This is a genomic window from Streptomyces sp. NPDC001868, assembly GCF_040297125.1.
GTDB lineage: Bacteria > Actinomycetota > Actinomycetes > Streptomycetales > Streptomycetaceae > Streptomyces.
Map to the genome: position 1 here is coordinate 128,067 of NZ_JBEOYO010000002.1, position 15,369 is coordinate 143,435.

12 protein-coding genes are annotated in these 15,369 nt (G+C 70.3%); 5 read left to right on the forward strand and 7 right to left on the reverse strand.

Going from position 1 to position 15,369, the window contains the following annotated elements:
- The first annotated feature begins 109 nt into the window (after window positions 1-109).
- Entirely contained in the window at window positions 110-925 is an 816-nt protein-coding gene (locus ABT147_RS03045; RefSeq protein ID WP_351402144.1) for a S1 family peptidase, read from the forward strand.
- A 136-nt stretch (window positions 926-1,061) separates the two neighbouring features.
- Here the strand turns inward: ABT147_RS03045 and ABT147_RS03050 are convergent, their stop codons facing one another.
- Window positions 1,062-1,292: a DUF7455 domain-containing protein gene (locus tag ABT147_RS03050; protein ID WP_005481555.1), complete on the reverse strand. Its 231-nt coding sequence runs from the start codon at window positions 1,290-1,292 to the stop codon at window positions 1,062-1,064.
- A 467-nt stretch (window positions 1,293-1,759) separates the two neighbouring features.
- Between ABT147_RS03050 and ABT147_RS03055 the strand changes: the two genes are divergently transcribed.
- From ABT147_RS03055 to ABT147_RS03065, 3 genes are all read left to right on the forward strand, one after another.
- Complete coding sequence (locus ABT147_RS03055) at window positions 1,760-3,880, forward strand: DNA gyrase/topoisomerase IV subunit B (protein ID WP_351402146.1); 2,121 nt, start codon at window positions 1,760-1,762, stop codon at window positions 3,878-3,880.
- A 316-nt stretch (window positions 3,881-4,196) separates the two neighbouring features.
- Window positions 4,197-4,736: a DUF485 domain-containing protein gene (locus ABT147_RS03060; protein ID WP_351402148.1), complete on the forward strand. Its 540-nt coding sequence runs from the start codon at window positions 4,197-4,199 to the stop codon at window positions 4,734-4,736.
- A complete protein-coding gene (locus tag ABT147_RS03065; protein ID WP_351402150.1) occupies window positions 4,733-6,325 on the forward strand; it encodes a monocarboxylic acid transporter in 1,593 nt (530 codons plus the stop codon). Before ABT147_RS03060 ends, ABT147_RS03065 begins: the two co-directional genes overlap by 4 nt.
- 100 nt (window positions 6,326-6,425) lie before the next feature.
- Here ABT147_RS03065 and ABT147_RS03070 read toward each other — a convergent pair whose 3' ends face one another.
- The 5 genes from ABT147_RS03070 to ABT147_RS03090 all read right to left on the reverse strand — a co-directional run bounded on the left by ABT147_RS03070 (window position 6,426) and on the right by ABT147_RS03090 (window position 11,048).
- Window positions 6,426-7,106 carry a response regulator gene (locus ABT147_RS03070; RefSeq protein ID WP_351402152.1) on the reverse strand — a complete coding sequence of 227 codons (681 nt, stop codon included), beginning with the start codon at window positions 7,104-7,106 and terminating at the stop codon, window positions 6,426-6,428.
- Window positions 7,103-8,872 (reverse strand): ATP-binding protein, encoded by a 1,770-nt coding sequence (locus ABT147_RS03075; RefSeq protein ID WP_351402154.1) that lies wholly within the window; start codon window positions 8,870-8,872, stop codon window positions 7,103-7,105. The genes ABT147_RS03070 and ABT147_RS03075 overlap by 4 nt, the downstream gene beginning before the upstream one ends.
- A gap of 134 nt (window positions 8,873-9,006) precedes the next feature.
- Window positions 9,007-9,960 (reverse strand): ferredoxin family protein, encoded by a 954-nt coding sequence (locus ABT147_RS03080; protein ID WP_351402156.1) that lies wholly within the window; start codon window positions 9,958-9,960, stop codon window positions 9,007-9,009.
- A 143-nt stretch (window positions 9,961-10,103) separates the two neighbouring features.
- Window positions 10,104-10,340 carry a hypothetical protein gene (locus ABT147_RS03085; RefSeq protein ID WP_351402158.1) on the reverse strand — a complete coding sequence of 79 codons (237 nt, stop codon included), beginning with the start codon at window positions 10,338-10,340 and terminating at the stop codon, window positions 10,104-10,106.
- Between the two features lie 159 nt (window positions 10,341-10,499).
- Complete coding sequence (locus tag ABT147_RS03090; protein WP_351402161.1) at window positions 10,500-11,048, reverse strand: DUF6082 family protein; 549 nt, start codon at window positions 11,046-11,048, stop codon at window positions 10,500-10,502.
- Between the two features lie 320 nt (window positions 11,049-11,368).
- Here ABT147_RS03090 and ABT147_RS03095 point away from each other — a divergent pair, with 320 nt between their 5' ends.
- Window positions 11,369-12,517, forward strand: coding sequence for a CobW family GTP-binding protein (locus ABT147_RS03095; protein WP_502983020.1), 1,149 nt, complete (start codon window positions 11,369-11,371; stop codon window positions 12,515-12,517).
- A 66-nt stretch (window positions 12,518-12,583) separates the two neighbouring features.
- On the opposite strand, the gene ABT147_RS03100 is transcribed toward ABT147_RS03095, so the two are convergent.
- Window positions 12,584-15,040 (reverse strand): DNA gyrase/topoisomerase IV subunit A, encoded by a 2,457-nt coding sequence (locus ABT147_RS03100; protein WP_351402163.1) that lies wholly within the window; start codon window positions 15,038-15,040, stop codon window positions 12,584-12,586.
- Window positions 15,041-15,369: the final 329 nt, after the last annotated feature.

Below are 15,369 nucleotides of genomic sequence, written 5' to 3' on the forward strand. Positions count from 1 at the left end.
GCCCGGTTCCCCCGAAGGAACCGGGCCTTCGGCGTGTGTGCGGCATGCGGAAGCGGATCCGGTGGATCACTCTGGGTGTGCCATCCAAGTCCCGGAGTGAGGAGCGCGCATGCGTCGATCGTTCGCCCGACTGCTGGCCGTCGCGGCCACCACGGCCGTCATACCGCTGGCGTCACCGCCACCGGCGACGGCCGAGGTCGTCATCGGCGGTCATCCGGTCGAGATCTCCCAGGCGCCCTGGACGGTGGCGCTGTCCAGCCGTGACCGGTTCGGGGGTACGCGGGGCGGGCAGTTCTGCGGCGGGGTCGTGGTCGGCCGTACGACCGTTCTGACGGCCGCCCACTGCCTCAGCGAGGGCGTGCTGGGAGGCCCCCCGGAACGCGTCCCCGACCTGAGGGTCGTCGCGGGCCGCGCCGAACTGCAGTCGGCCGAGGGCCAGGAGGTTCCGGTGAGCGGTGCCTGGATCAACCCGGAGTACGACCCCTATACGAACGCCGGGGACTTCGCGGTGGTGACGCTCGCCTCACCGCTGCCCGAGAACTCCGTCATCGGGCTGGCGGGAGCAGATGACGCCGCGTACGCGCCGGGCACACCGGCCGCGGTCTACGGCTGGGGGGACACCACGGGGGCCGGCGACTACGCGCGGAGTCTGCGGGCCGCGCCGGTGAAGGTGCTGGCCGACGACGTCTGCGAGAGGGCCTATCCGGGCAGTGCGGAGGGCCGATACCTGTCCGACTCCATGGTGTGCGCCGGGGAGCAGGACGGCGGCCGGGACGCCTGCCAGGGAGACAGCGGAGGGCCGCTGGTCGCCCGGGGGAAGCTGATCGGGCTCGTTTCATGGGGCAGCGGCTGTGGGCTCGCCGGGAATCCCGGCGTCTACACCAGGGGCTCGTATGTGGCCCGGGTGCTGGCGGGGAGCCGCTGAGGCGGCTCTGAGGCCCGGCGTGCGGTGTGTGCCGGGGCAGGTGCGGCACGAGAGCGGGCGGCCACCCCGTGTGTACGGGAGTGGCCGCCCGGTCACCGGCCTCGAGCCGGTGGCGGCTCGTCGTAGGTGCGAAGCGTCAGCGCTCGTCCTCTTCCGCGGTCGCGGGAGCAGCCGTGAGCCGCTCCGTCTCGTCCTGTATCTCCGAGGCGATCTTCTTGAGCTCCGGCTCGAACTTGCGGCCGTGGTGGGCGCAGAACAGAAGCTCTCCACCGCTCAGCAGGACGACGCGCAGATATGCCTGGGCGCCGCAGCGGTCGCATCGGTCCGCGGCCGTCAGCGGGGTCGCGGGGGTCAGAACAGTAGTCACGTCGCCTCTTCTCTAGCTCGACGAGCTGTCGTACCAGGGTCAACATCCAACCAGGCCGAAAACGTTCCCGCTCGCGGCTTTAACTCGAAAAAATCTTTCCGGGCCGGCTGTCTGCTGCCGGTTGGCGGCGAATGAGCCGTAGTGCGTGTCTTCGTGTCGTACGGGTTCGCGCTGGCTGTGGGTGGTTCTGGTGGTTGTTCTTTCGGTTGTACGGTCCTCCCGGCTGGGTTGCCGGTTGTTCATGAGGACGTGCCCGGAGCCTAAATGGTTCATGCCTCGAAGGGAACGTGATATGTACTTCACCCCATCGAGGGATCGAACGTGTATGCGACTCTGGACTACTCTGAGTTTCGGACGAGGGTGGCGTTACAACGGCTCTACCAGGCCTCGGTACCCTCGGACCGGCAACAGAGCCCGGCCCCTTACCCAAAAGGGCCTCACCTGAAATTCAGCGAGGAGCGAACCGCGTGACCGCCGATACGTCCGTGCCGTCCACAGCGCTGCTGACCGGAGCAGACCGGGACGGTTCCAACTACACCGCGCGGCACCTGCTCGTCCTCGAAGGACTCGAGGCCGTGCGGAAGCGCCCCGGTATGTACATCGGCTCGACCGACAGTCGGGGCCTGATGCACTGCCTCTGGGAGATCATCGACAACTCCGTGGACGAGGCCCTCGGGGGCTACTGCGACCACATCGAGGTGATCCTCCACGACGACGCCTCCGTCGAGGTGCGGGACAACGGCCGCGGCATCCCGGTCGACATCGAGCCCAAGACCGGCCTGTCCGGCGTCGAGGTCGTCATGACCAAGCTGCACGCCGGCGGAAAGTTCGGCGGTGGCTCGTACGCGGCCTCCGGCGGTCTGCACGGCGTGGGCGCCTCCGTGGTGAACGCGCTCTCCGCCCGCCTCGACGTCGAGGTCGACCGCAACGGCGCCACGCACTCCATCAGCTTCCGGCGCGGTGTGCCCGGTGCGTTCACGGGCGCCGGCCAGGACGCCAAGTTCGAGGCCGGCGGTCTGCGCAAGGGCAAGCGGATCCCCAAGACGCGCACCGGCACCCGCGTGCGTTACTGGGCCGACCGCCAGATCTTCCTCAAGGACGCCAAACTCTCGCTGGATCATCTGCACCAGCGTGCCCGGCAGACCGCCTTCCTCGTGCCCGGGCTGACGATCGTCGTCCGCGACGAATTCGGTCTGGGTGACGGCGGGAGCAAGGGCGAGGAGTCGTTCCGCTTCGACGGCGGCATCAGCGAGTTCTGCGAGTACCTGGCCTCCGACAAGCCGGTCTGCGACGTCCTCCGCTTCTCCGGGCAGGGCACCTTCAGGGAGACCGTGCCCGTCCTCGACGAGCACGGCCAGATGACGCCCACCCAGGTCACCCGCGAACTCGGCGTCGATGTCGCCATGCGCTGGGGCACCGGCTACGACACGACCCTCAAGTCGTTCGTGAACATCATCGCCACCCCCAAGGGCGGCACCCATGTCGCGGGCTTCGAGCAGGCCGTGGCCACCACCATGAACGAGGTGCTGCGCGCCAAGAAGCTGCTGCGCGTCGCCGAGGACGACGTCGTCAAGGACGACGCCCTCGAAGGCCTCACCGCCGTCGTCACCGTGCGTCTGGCCGAACCTCAGTTCGAAGGTCAGACCAAGGAGGTCCTGGGGACCTCGGCGGCCCGGCGTATCGTGACGCAGGTGGTCGCCAAGGAGCTCAAGGCGTTCCTGACCTCCACGAAGCGGGACGCCGCCGCTCAGGCGCGGGTCGTCATGGAGAAGGCCGTCGCGGCCGCCCGTACGCGTATCGCCGCACGTCAGCACAAGGACGCGCAGCGGCGGAAGACCGCGTTGGAGTCGTCCTCGCTGCCCGCCAAGCTCGCCGACTGCCGTAGCGACGACGTCGAGCGCAGTGAGCTGTTCATCGTCGAGGGTGACTCGGCGCTCGGCACGGCGAAGCTCGCACGGAACTCCGAGTTCCAGGCGCTGCTGCCGATCCGGGGCAAGATCCTCAACGTTCAGAAGTCGTCCGTCACGGACATGCTCAAGAACGTCGAGTGCGGCGCGATCATCCAGGTCATAGGGGCCGGGTCCGGTCGTACGTTCGATATCGACGCGGCGCGCTACGGCAAGATCATCATGATGACCGACGCCGATGTGGACGGGTCGCACATCCGGTGTCTGCTGCTCACGCTCTTCCAGCGGTACATGCGGCCGATGGTCGAGGCGGGGCGGGTCTTCGCCGCCGTGCCGCCGTTGCACCGGATCGAGCTGGTCCAGCCCAAGAAGGGGCAGGACAAGTACGTCTACACGTACTCGGACCGGGAGCTGCGCGACAAGCTGCTGGAGTTCCAGAGCAAGGGGGTCCGGTACAAGGACTCCATCCAGCGGTACAAGGGTCTCGGAGAGATGGACGCGGACCAGCTGGCGGAGACGACGATGGATCCGCGGCACCGGACGCTGCGGCGGATCAATCTGTCCGACCTGGAGGCGGCTGAGCAGGTGTTCGATCTGCTGATGGGGAACGACGTGGCGCCGCGCAAGGAGTTCATCTCCAGCTCGGCGGCGACGTTGGACCGGTCGCGTATCGACGCGTAGTCGCTGCGCTGGGCTGGGTCCCGGGGTGCCTTCGGTTCGGTGGATGGGTCGGGGGCACGTCGGGGGGTGTCCGTCCTCGGAACGGCGCGGAATCGATTGGCTGAGAAGCTGGAGGGGTTGACGCGCCGACCGCTGCGGGCGGACACACCCGACGCGCCCCCTTCTCGCCGTGCGCGGCCCACCCGACGTACCGAGTGTGCGTTCTGTTCGGACATGGCTGTCCCGGGTGGGGGAGGCTGGCCGGGGTTTCACCTGATGGGGTGAAGAATCGTGAAGAGGTACGTCGGGGGTCTTTCCGTTCTGTCCATGCTTGGGCATGCAGTCAAGCACCGGCCGCTCCCGCCGACGCGGGGATGGTTCTGAGAGCCCGGATGAGCGGCACGAGGGGTACGGCCTCGACGGCGAGGACGTGCGGTTCGACGATCCCTGGTACGACGCGCTGGCCTCCGGCTGGGGGGAGTTGGACGGCACGGGCGGGCCCGCCCCGGTCGTGGCCGAGGCAAGGGAGAGCCGAGGCGGGGGCGCGGCGGACGTGTATCTGGAGGTCCAGCGGAGCGCGGCCTTTCAGGAGGTGCGCAGCCGCTACCGCAGGTTCGTGATCCCGGGCGTCGCCGTCTTCTTCGGCTGGTACGTGGCGTACGTCGTGACGGCGACCACGGCCCCGGGGCTGATGGCACGGCCGGTGGCGGGCGCGGTGAACGTGGCGATGCTGGCGGGGCTCGGACAGTTCCTCACGACGTTCGTGTTCACCTGGGCGTACGCGCGGCACGCCAGGCTGCGCCGGGACCGGGCGGCGCTCGATCTGCGCTGGGACACCCAGGAGTTGACGCGTGGTGTCCGAGGGGGCGAGCGGTGACCGCCGACCATCAGACGCTGGCGCTGCTGCTGTTCAGCGCGTTCGTGGCGGTCACGTTGGGCATCACCACCTGGGTGAGCCGCAATCGGCACGGCTCGGCGGAGGAGTTCTACGCCGGCGGGCGGCTGTTCTCGCCCATGGAGAATGGTTTTGCCATCGCGGGCGACTACATGTCCGCCGCTTCGTTCCTCGGCATCTCCGGGCTCATCGCGCTCTTCGGGTACGACGGGCTGCTCTACTCGGTGGGCTTTCTGGTCGCCTGGCTCGTGGTGCTGTTCCTGGTGGCCGAACTGGTGCGCAACTGCGGGCGGTTCACGCTCGCCGACGTGGTCGCGTCGCGGATGAGCGAGCGGCCGGTGCGGATCGCGGCGGGAACTTCCTCGGTGACCGTGTCCGTTCTGTATCTGGTGGCACAGATGGTCGGAGCGGGCACCCTCGTCGCGCTGCTGCTGGGGGGAGAGAGCGAGGCGGCGCAGGCCTGGACGGTCATCGGCGTCGGCGCGCTCATGGTCGTCTATGTGTCGTTGGGAGGGATGCGGGCCACCACCTGGATCCAGATCGTGAAAGCGGTCCTGCTGATGGGCGGGGCGATCACGCTGACCGTGCTCGTACTGGTGCGGTTCCACGGCGACTTCGACCAGTTGCTGCGGACGGCGGCCGAACGCAGCGGACACGGCGACTCGTTCCTCGCGCCCGGATTGAAGTACGGCGGTGACTGGGTCGCGCGCTTCGACTTCATCAGCCTCGGACTCGCCCTGGTGCTGGGCACGGCCGGGCTGCCGCACATCCTGTCGCGCTTCTACACCGTGCCCACCGCGCGGGCCGCCCGTCGCTCGGTGGTCTGGTCGATCGGGCTCATCGGCGGCTTCTATCTGATGACGATCGTGCTGGGCTTCGGCGCGGCCGCCATCGTCGGCCCGGAGGCCGTTCGGGGTTCCAACGCGGCCGGGAACACGGCGGTGCCGTTGCTGGCCCTCGATCTGGGCGGTGGCGCGGACTCCACTGGCGGAACGGTTCTGTTCGCGATCGTCGCCGCCATCGCCTTCGCCACGATCCTCGCGGTCGTCGCCGGCATCACCCTCGCGTCGTCGGCGTCCGTTGCCCATGACCTGTATGCGTCGCTGCGGCGCAGGCGTTCGAAGCCGCGCAGCGAGGTCGCGGTGGCACGCACGGCCGCCGTCGGTATCGGTGTGGTCGCGATCGGGCTCGGGCTGCTCGCCAAGGACCTCAACGTGGCCTTCCTCGTGGGGCTGGCCTTCGCGGTCGCCGCCTCCGCCAACCTGCCCGTGCTGCTGTACTCGCTGTTCTGGAGCGGCTTCACCACCCGTGGCGCGGTGTGGTCGGTGTACGGCGGGCTGGTTCCCTCCCTGGTTCTCGTACTGCTGTCGCCCGTCGTGTCGGGGAGCGCCGACTCGCTGTTCCCCGGCGTCGACTTCCAGTACTTCCCCTTGCAGAACCCGGGCCTCGTCTCCATCCCGCTGGGCTTCCTCGCGGGCTGGCTCGGCACGGTCACCTCGGCCGAGCCGCCGGACGAGGCGAAGCACGCGGAGACCGAGGTGCGGTCGCTGACGGGCGCCGGGGCGGTATGAGGGCCGGGGGCGCGTTCGACGGCGTACGGGCGTCAGGAGGGCGCTCTGAGGGCGCTCAGGGCGTACTGGCGGCGCGTCGGGGGCTCTCAGGAACGGTTGTTCAGGGCCGGGTCGCCCACTCGTAGCGGTGTTCCGGGCGGCCCGCGTCGCCGTACTTGAGGGTCAGCCGGGCCCGGCCCGTGCGTTCCAGGAGCTTCAGATAGCGCTGGGCGGTCTGGCGGCTCAGGCCGGTCCGTTCGGCGATCTCCTGGGCGGACAGCGCGCCCTCCGCCGTCATCAGGGCACGGCGTACCAGCTCGGTGGTGGTGGGGGAGTGGCCCTTGGGCAGGTCGGGCTCGCCGCCCGCCGAGAGCGCGCCGAAGATGCGGTCCACCTCCGCCTGTTCGGCCTCGCCGCCGCCGTCCAGGGTGCGCCGCAGCTCCGCGTACGCCTCCAGCTTCGCCCGCAGGCCGGCGAACGCGAACGGCTTGACCAGGTACTGGAGCGCGCCCTGGCGCATCGCCGCCTGGACGGTCGAGATGTCGCGGGCCGCCGTCACCATGATCACGTCGGTCTGGTGGCCCCGCCGGCGCATCTCCTGGACGACCACGAGGCCCGTGTCGTCCGGCAGATAGTGGTCCAGGAGGACCAGGTCGACCTGGGGCAGCGTCTCCAAGCGGTGCAGTGCCTCGGCCGCGTTGTGGGCCACGCCGACGACGTGGAAACCGGCGACCTTCTCCACGTAGGCGGCGTTGACGCGGGCGACTCTGGTGTCGTCGTCCACGATCAGGACCTCGATCATCGCGACTCCTTCTCGGCGGCTGTGATGGCGGCTCCGGGTTCCCGCTCGGGGCCCGGTCGCCCGTCGAGGCCGGCCGTCGGCTCGTCCTGCCGGGCCGGCTCGTCGTCGGGTGCCGTAGAGGTAGGCGTCGGACGGGAGTTCTGTGTCACCAGGCGCGGCTCCGCGAGCGCCTCGGGCAGGACGACGGTGAACTCCGCGCCGCCGCCCTCCGCCTCCGTGACCCGGGCGGTGCCCCCCTGCCGCTCGGCGAGCCGGCGCACCAGGGAGAGCCCGATGCCGCGCTCGCGGTGGGCCGGCGGCGCCTTGGTGGACCAGCCCTCCGTGAAGATCAACTCGCGTTTGTCGGGCGGGACTCCGGGGCCGGTGTCGCGCACCCTGAGGATCGCCGTACGCCCCTCGGCGCGCAGATCGACCTCCACGCGCGCGTGCGGCGTGCCCGCGACGGCGTCCAGGGCGTTGTCGACGAGGTTGCCGACGATGGTGACCAGCCCACGGGGGTCGATGAGCCGGTCCGGCAGCATCGTGCCGCCCGCGACGGACAGGGCCACGCCGCGCTCGGCCGCGACGGTCGCCTTGCCGACCAGGACCGCGGCCAGCAGCGGATCGTGGATCTTCTCGGTGACCTGCTCCGCGGTCGCCCGGTGGTCGCCGACGACCTCGCCGACGAACTCCACGGCCTCGTCGTACATCTCCAGTTCGAGCAGGCCGAGGAGGGTGTGCATCCGGTTGGCGTGCTCGTGGTCCTGGGCGCGCAGGGCGTCTATCAGGCCGCGTGTGGAGTCGAGTTCGCGGCCGAGCTGCTCCAGTTCGGTGCGGTCGCGCAGGGTGGCGACGGCGCCCCCGTCGTCCGTGGGCATGCGGTTGGTGACCAGCACCCGCTGACCGCGCACGGTCAGCAGATCGGTGCCCGTGACCCGGCCCGCCAGCACATCGGTCGTCCGGCCGGGGCCGAGCGCGTCGTCGAGCGACCTGCCGACCGCCTCGTCGCCCATCCCGAGCAGCCGCCGCGCCTCGTCGTTCAGGAGGCGTACGCGCCCGGCGCGGTCCAGCGCGACCACGCCCTCCCGGATGCCGTGCAGCATGGCCTCACGCTCCGCCAGCAGCCCCGCGATGTCGGAGAAGGCCAGGTCACGGGTCTGGCGGTGGACCCGTCGGGAGATCAGATACGCGGCCAGCGCCCCGACCGCCATGGCCCCGCCGGCGTACGCCAGGAGCCCGGGGATCGCGTGGATCAGCCGGGCGCGCACACTGTCGTACTCGATGCCCACCGAGACGGCGCCCACGATCGTCCCGTCGGCGTCACGCAGCGGCACCTTGCCGCGAGCGGAGCGCCCGAGCGTGCCCGAGTCGATCTCCATGATCTCGTTCCCGGCCAGGGCGCGGCGCGGGTCGGTCGAGACGAGCCCGCCGATCTCCGCCGGATCGGGGTGCGACCAGCGCACTCCGACCCTGTCCAGCACGACCACGTACTCGGCTCCGCTGGCCTTGCGGATCCGCTCGGCCTCGACCTGCACGGGGCCGTTCACGGACGGCCGCGTCGACACCAGGTCCTCCGCGATCTGCGGCTGGGCCGCCGTGGTCTGCGCGATCGCGAGAGCCCGGCGCATCGCCTCGTCGTCCAGCTGTTCGCTGAGCGGCGCGAGGAACAGCCCGGTCGCGAGGACGGCGACACCGGCGGCGATCGCCACCTGCATCAGCAGAACCTGCGAGAACACCCGCCGCGGCATACCGAGACGCAGGCGGCGTGCGGGGGGAGTGGGGCTCATACCCATGACGGTACGTGGACGGGGTGGGCCGGTCGTAGAGGGGTGTGGCGCGGATCTCAGGGGCCGGGTGTTTGTACGGCGACGGGGCAGGAGCTGCCAGACAGGAGCTACGGGCCAGGGCTGGAGCTGGGCGGTCAGCGCGTGACCGCGGCCGGTGACAGCTCTCGTACGGGCAGTTCTCGTACGGTCAGTACGTCCATCCTCGCCGGGGAGCCCAGTGCGGAGCCGCAGCTCTCCGGGCGGGGTGGCTGGGCGGCGCCCTGGGCGACGGCGACGGTCCAGCGGCGGCCGTCGGTGTGGGCGACGGTCACGTCCCAGCGGGGGGCCGCGCCGTCCGTGCGCAGGACGGTGAGCGCGTCGGCCGCGTCCTCGCCCGTCTCCGTACGCACCGCCAACTCGGCCGCCTGCCCGGGGCGCTCCCAGGCGGAGCTCCCGCGGCACCCGTCGGTGACGACACGGCCTTCCCGTACGCCCTGGAGGACCTCCTTGACGTGGTGGGCCTCGGCGCGGCCGTACACGTAGCCGAAGGGCAGTACGAGCAGGGTGGGGGAGAAGCGGTGACCACCCAGATGGGTGACCTCCCAGGTGCCCTCGACTCCGGAGGCGGCCAGTTCGGCGGCGAGCGGGCGGCCGAGGAGCGCGCAGCAGCGGTCGCGCTTGCCGTTGGTGCAGACGAGGGCGAGGGGGCCGCCGGTGTGGGGCCGGCCCTCCAGAACCGTCCCGAAGGTGCGATGGTCGCCTCCGCCGAGGGCGGTGAAGTCGAGGTCGAGCAGTTGGTCGGGATCGGTCGTCGTCGCGCTGTGCAGCCACACGTTCCCGGGCACGGTGTGGGCCAGGTACACGCGGCGCTCGCGGACCTCGCGGCGGTCCGCGTGGCGGCCGGGGCGCCGGATGAGCGCCACGCGTACGCCGGTGCCCTCCGCCGCGGCTTCGAGGGCGCGGCCGAGCGCGGGGTCCAGGTGGCTCGACGTGAGCGCCTTGACGCCCCAGGGGCCGGGTTGCTCCAGCAGCAGCCATGTCCTCGCCGTGGCGGCGGTCCCCGCGAGAGGCTCGTCGAGGTGTCGGGACGCGGATGTGCACGTACTCACAGAGGTGAGCCTAACCTGACTTGCGCGCGAGTGAATTCCGGCCGGGCCCCAGAGGGGTGAACCGGATCCGACGGCCCTCGTCGTCGCGGGACGGGGCGGCGCGAGGGGCCCGCGCTGTAGTGCAGGCGAGCCCCCGTTCAGGATCAGGCGTCGGGGATGTCCGACTTTGCCCGGATGAGAGTCTCGCGGCTGATGACCACGATCCTCTCGTAGTCAGCGCGCGAGGCGTCGGCAGGAAGCTCGGGGTCGAGTTTCTCTGTCTGGTCGGTCCCGATCACTGCGAAGTTGCCATCCTGCAGTTCGAAGATGTCTGGGCATGTCTGCCCCGCGGCACTGCCCCTCTCGCGAGGGGACGCACCGATGCGGCGCACGATTCTCAACGGGATTCGATCCTTGAGCTGTGAGTAGTGATACGAGCGGGGCCAACCTAGCTGTCCCGGGCCGGTTGATGCGCATGCATCGATGACACGCTGGAGTGAAGCCAGGGGCAGGGGTCGCTCTGTGCGCGGCGAGCGCCGTAGGGGGTGCGCGCGGCGGCCTCATTCGGCGGGCGGTTCGCCCACGACCCACCATTCGTCCGTGCTCGCGTCCTCCAGATCGCCGATCAGGCCGTCGACCATCTTGCCGATCTCCGACTCCTCCGAGCCCTCCTTCAGGCTCGACCGGTGGTGACGCGTGGCGGCCCAGTAGTCGCGCATCACGGTGCTCTGGAAGATGCCGCGGAGGTGCCCGTACAGCTCGGCCCGGCTGAAGACGCCCACCCGGTAGCCCTGCAGCACGTGCGTGTAGAGGAGGTTGGCGAAGAGGTACTGCCGCTGTCGGTCCGTGGGGAGTTCCTCGTCGTAGGCGTTCAGGACGGGCAGCAGCGTCGGGTCCGCGGCCGCCTTCATGACCAGGTCGAAGTTGTGCCGCTGGTAGGCGATCAGTGCCGCGCGTTGCTCGGTCTCGCGTTCCAGCCTCTCCAGGCGTCGAAGCACGGTGTTGATGCGCCGCTCCACGGCGAACGCGCCCAGCGCTCCCACCACGAAGGCGCAACCCGCTGCGGCGGCGGGGCCGAGTCCCCGAGCCCCAAGATTCTGTGTGGCCATGTCAACCCCTGGTTCAGGCGGCCGTCCGCCGGTCGTCGGGTGCGGGTCGACGGGTGGAGACCGGCGAGCGGTGGGCGGCGCTTGCCGCCTCTCAGTGTCGCCGGGCGATGTCGGTCGGCTGGGAGGCGGAGAGGAGGCGCACGGAGGGATGCGTGGGTCGCGCGGACCGGCGCCATGCCCAACGTGTGCCCCTCGGGCGCCGCTGACAATCGTTCACGCCACGGAGCGTTCGCCCCCGCTCGTATCCTGGGGCGGCATTCGAAGGACGTACGAGAGCTGCGGCGTTCCGGCGCACGCAACGGGGTGAGAGAGGGCGCGTGGTGAGCCAGTCGTCGAGTCAGAGGCCGGGTCCGGGGCCGATTCCGCGGGGTTCGCAGGGTTCGCCGCAGATTCCCGTCGTCGTCCTCGCCGGATTCCTCGGTTCCGGCAAGACCACCCTGCTCAATCACCTCCTCCACCGCAGCGGCGGCAGCCGGATCGGTGCCGTCGTCAACGACTTCGGGGCGATCGAGATCGACGCGATGGCCGTGGCGGGGGCGCTCGGGGATTCCACCGTGTCGCTGGGGAACGGGTGCCTGTGCTGTGCCGTCGACGTCAGCGAGCTGGATGTCTTTCTGGAGCGGCTCGCCGAACCCTCCGCCGGGATCGACGTCATCGTCATCGAGGCGAGCGGGCTCGCGGAGCCGCAGGAGCTCGTGCGGATGGTGCTCGCCAGCGAGAACCCCCGGGTGGTGTACGGCGGGCTCGTCGAAGTCGTGGACGCGGCCGAGTTCCCGCGGACCCGGCAGCTGCATCCCGAGATCGACCGGCATCTCGCCATCGCCGACCTCGTCGTCGTCAACAAGCTCGACCGGGCCGAGGACGGGGAGCGGGTCCTGTCGCTCGTCCGCTCGCTCGGTGACCGCGCGGCCGTCGTGCCCGCCACCTACGGGCGCATCGACCCCGAGTTCCTGTTCGACTGCCGGCCCTCCGAGGAGCGCGTCGGCCAGCTCTCCTTCGACGACCTCCACCGGCACGACCACGACGGGCACCACGAGGGAGACGATCACGCCGGGCATCTGCACACCGGCTACGACAGTGTCGCCTTCGTCTCCGATGTGCCGATGGATCCCCGGCGGCTCATGGAGTTCCTGGACGGGCGGGCCGACGGGCTCTACCGCATCAAGGGGTACGTCGACTTCGGGCCGTACGACCCCCGGAACCGTTACGCCGTGCATGCCGTCGGGCGGTTCCTGCGGTTCTACCCGGAGCCCTGGGAGGACCGTGACGGGAGCGGTGACGAGGGCCGTCTCAGCCAGCTCGTGCTGATCGGAGCCGGAATCGACGCCCCGGCCCTGACCGAGGAGCTGGAGGCGTGCAAGGGCGAGAAGGACGCCCCGCACGCCGACGAGCACGGCATGTGGGGCGTCCTTCGCTATGTCCAGGAGGCGGAGGCCGACGAATCCGAGGCCTCCTACGACACCGTGTGAGGACCTCCGCTCACCAGCACGGGATCACGGGAAGGCCTGCGCCCACCACCCCGGGAAGGCCTCCGCTCACACCGGCCCCGCCACCGAGGCCACCGTCTTGCCCAGGGACACACCCGAGCCGTCACGGCGCGGGTCCATCTCCGGGAGGTCGGCCGGCATGCCGTTCTTCTGGGCGGCGCGGGCCGGAGCCGGGCCCGCCCAGGCGATGGAGAGGCAGTCCTCGCCCTTGAGGAACCGCTGACAGCGGACACCGCCCGTGGCGCGGCCCTTGCGGGGGTACTGGTCGAACGGGGTGAGCTTGGCCGTGGTCTGCACGGAGTCGTCGAGGGTGCCGCGGGAGCCCGCCACCGTGAAGACGACCGCGTCCGCGGCCGGATCGATGGCCGTGAAGGAGATGACCTTCGCGCCCTCGGTGAGCTTGATGCCGGTCATACCGCCGGCCGGGCGGCCCTGCGGGCGGACCTGGGAGGCCTGGTAGCGCAGCAACTGGGCGTCGTCCGTGATGAAGACCAGGTCCTCCTCGCCGGTGCGCAGCTCGACGGCGCCGACGATCCGGTCGCCCTCCTTGAGCGTGATGACCTCCAGCTCCTCCTTGTTGGACGGGTAGTCGGGGACCACCCGCTTGACGACACCCTGCTCGGTGCCGATGGCCAGCCCCGGCGACGACTCGTCCAGCGTCATCAGACAGATGACCGTCTCGCCGTCCTGGAGGGAGAGGAACTCCGCGAGCGGGGCGCCGCCCGAGAGGTTGGGGGCCGCCGACGTGTCCGGCAGCTGCGGCAGATCGACCACGTTCAGGCGCAGCAGGCGGCCGGTGGAGGTCACCGCGCCCACCTCGCCCCGGGCCGTCGCCGGCACCGCCGAGACGATGACGTCGTGCTTGGCGCGCTTGCCGTCCTCGTCGGCCGCGAACGGCTCGCCGTTCGCCGTACGGGCCAGCAGACCCGTCGACGACAGCAGCACCCGGCAAGGGTCGTCCGCCACCTGGAGCGGGACCGTGGCCACCTGGGTGCCCGAGGACTCCAGCAGCACCGTACGGCGCTCGGTGCCGAACTTCTTGGCCACCGCCGCCAGTTCACCGGAGACCATCTTGCGCAGCTCCGCGTCCGACTCCAGGATGCGGGTCAGCTCGGCGATCTCGGCGTTGAGCCGGTCCTTCTCGGACTCCAGCTCGATGCGGTCGAACCGGGTCAGGCGGCGCAGCGGGGTGTCGAGGATGTACTGCGTCTGGATCTCCGACAGGGAGAAGCGCTCCATCAGGCGCTCCTTGGCCTGCGCGGAGTTGTCGCTGGAGCGGATCAGACGGATGACCTCGTCGATGTCCACCAGCGCGGTGAGCAGGCCCTCGACCAGGTGAAGACGGTCGCGCTTCTTGCCGCGGCGGAACTCCGAGCGCCGCCGCACGACCTCGAAGCGGTGGTCGAGGTAGACCTCCAGGAGCTCCTTGAGGCCCAGGGTGAGGGGCTGGCCGTCGACCAGGGCCACGTTGTTGATGCCGAAGGACTCCTCCATCGGCGTCAGCTTGTAGAGCTGCTCCAGGACGGCCTCCGGCACGAAGCCGTTCTTGATCTCGATGACGAGACGCAGGCCGTGCGCGCGGTCGGTGAGGTCCTTGACGTCCGCGATGCCCTGCAGCTTCTTCGAGCCGACCAGGTCCTTGATCTTGGCGATCACCTTCTCCGGGCCGACGGTGAACGGCAGTTCGGTGACGATCAGGCCCTTGCGGCGGGCCGTCACGTTGTCCACCGTCACCGTGGCGCGGATCTTGAAGGTGCCGCGGCCCGTCGCGTACGCGTCCTTGATCCCGGAGAGGCCGACGATCCGGCCGCCGGTGGGCAGGTCCGGGCCCGGGACGTGCTTCATCAGCGTGTCCAGGTCGGCGTTCGGATACCTGATGAGGTGGCGGGCGGCCGCGATGACCTCGCCCAGGTTGTGCGGCGGCATGTTGGTGGCCATACCGACGGCGATGCCCGAGGCGCCGTTGACCAGCAGGTTCGGGAAGGCGGCGGGCAGCGCCACCGGTTCCTGCTCCTGGCCGTCGTAGTTGGGCGCGAAGTCGACCGTGTTCTCCTCGATCGACTCCGTCATCAGGCTCGTCGCGTCGGCCATCCGCGCCTCGGTGTACCGCATGGCGGCCGGCGGGTCGTCGTTGCCCAGCGAACCGAAGTTGCCGTGGCCGTCGACCAGCGGGAGCCGCATGGAGAAGGGCTGGGCGAGGCGCACCAGGGCGTCGTAGATCGACGCGTCGCCGTGCGGGTGCAACTTACCCATGACCTCGCCGACGACACGGGCGCACTTCACGTAGGCGCGGTCGGGGCGCAGGCCCATCTCGTTCATCTGGTAGACGATCCGGCGGTGCACCGGCTTCAGACCGTCACGGGCGTCCGGCAGGGCTCGGGAGTAGATGACCGAGTACGCGTACTCCAGGAAGGAGCCCTGCATCTCGTCGACGACGTCGATGTCGAGGATCCGCTCCTCGAACGCGTCGTCGGGCGGCGGGGTCTTCGTGCTGCGGCGGGCCATCGCTGCCGGCTCCTCTTTTTCTGGTCGCTCACCTACGGGGCGCTCACGTCTCCGGCTCACTCTCACCGACACGTGAACGGGGTCTGACGCGGACCATTGTGGACTGCCGTACTGACAACCCGGACACGACCCGGCTTTCACCGTCCCGCCGGGCCCTGCGTGCCGCCGCGTCAACAGCGTGCGCCGACTTTAACCAGTCACCGGCGGCCGCAACCCCGGTCTCGCTCTCGGCGTACGACGCCCGGGAACTTCTCCAGGGGTCCGCGCGCTTGCATACAGTGGCAGGACCGGCAGGAAAACAGCGGTTTCCGCGACGATTCCACGGACGG

Bases quoted from the DNA above. Each gene is read 5' to 3' on its own strand.
- ABT147_RS03045 (WP_351402144.1), top strand. From the start codon at position 110: ATGCGTCGATCGTTCGCCCGACTGCTGGCCGTCGCGGCCACCACGGCC.
- ABT147_RS03060 (WP_351402148.1), top strand. From the start codon at position 4,197: ATGCAGTCAAGCACCGGCCGCTCCCGCCGACGCGGGGATGGTTCTGAG.
- ABT147_RS03070 (WP_351402152.1), bottom strand. From the start codon at position 7,106: ATGATCGAGGTCCTGATCGTGGACGACGACACCAGAGTCGCCCGCGTC.
- ABT147_RS03075 (WP_351402154.1), bottom strand. From the start codon at position 8,872: ATGAGCCCCACTCCCCCCGCACGCCGCCTGCGTCTCGGTATGCCGCGG.
- ABT147_RS03090 (WP_351402161.1), bottom strand. From the start codon at position 11,048: ATGGCCACACAGAATCTTGGGGCTCGGGGACTCGGCCCCGCCGCCGCA.
- ABT147_RS03100 (WP_351402163.1), bottom strand. From the start codon at position 15,040: ATGGCCCGCCGCAGCACGAAGACCCCGCCGCCCGACGACGCGTTCGAG.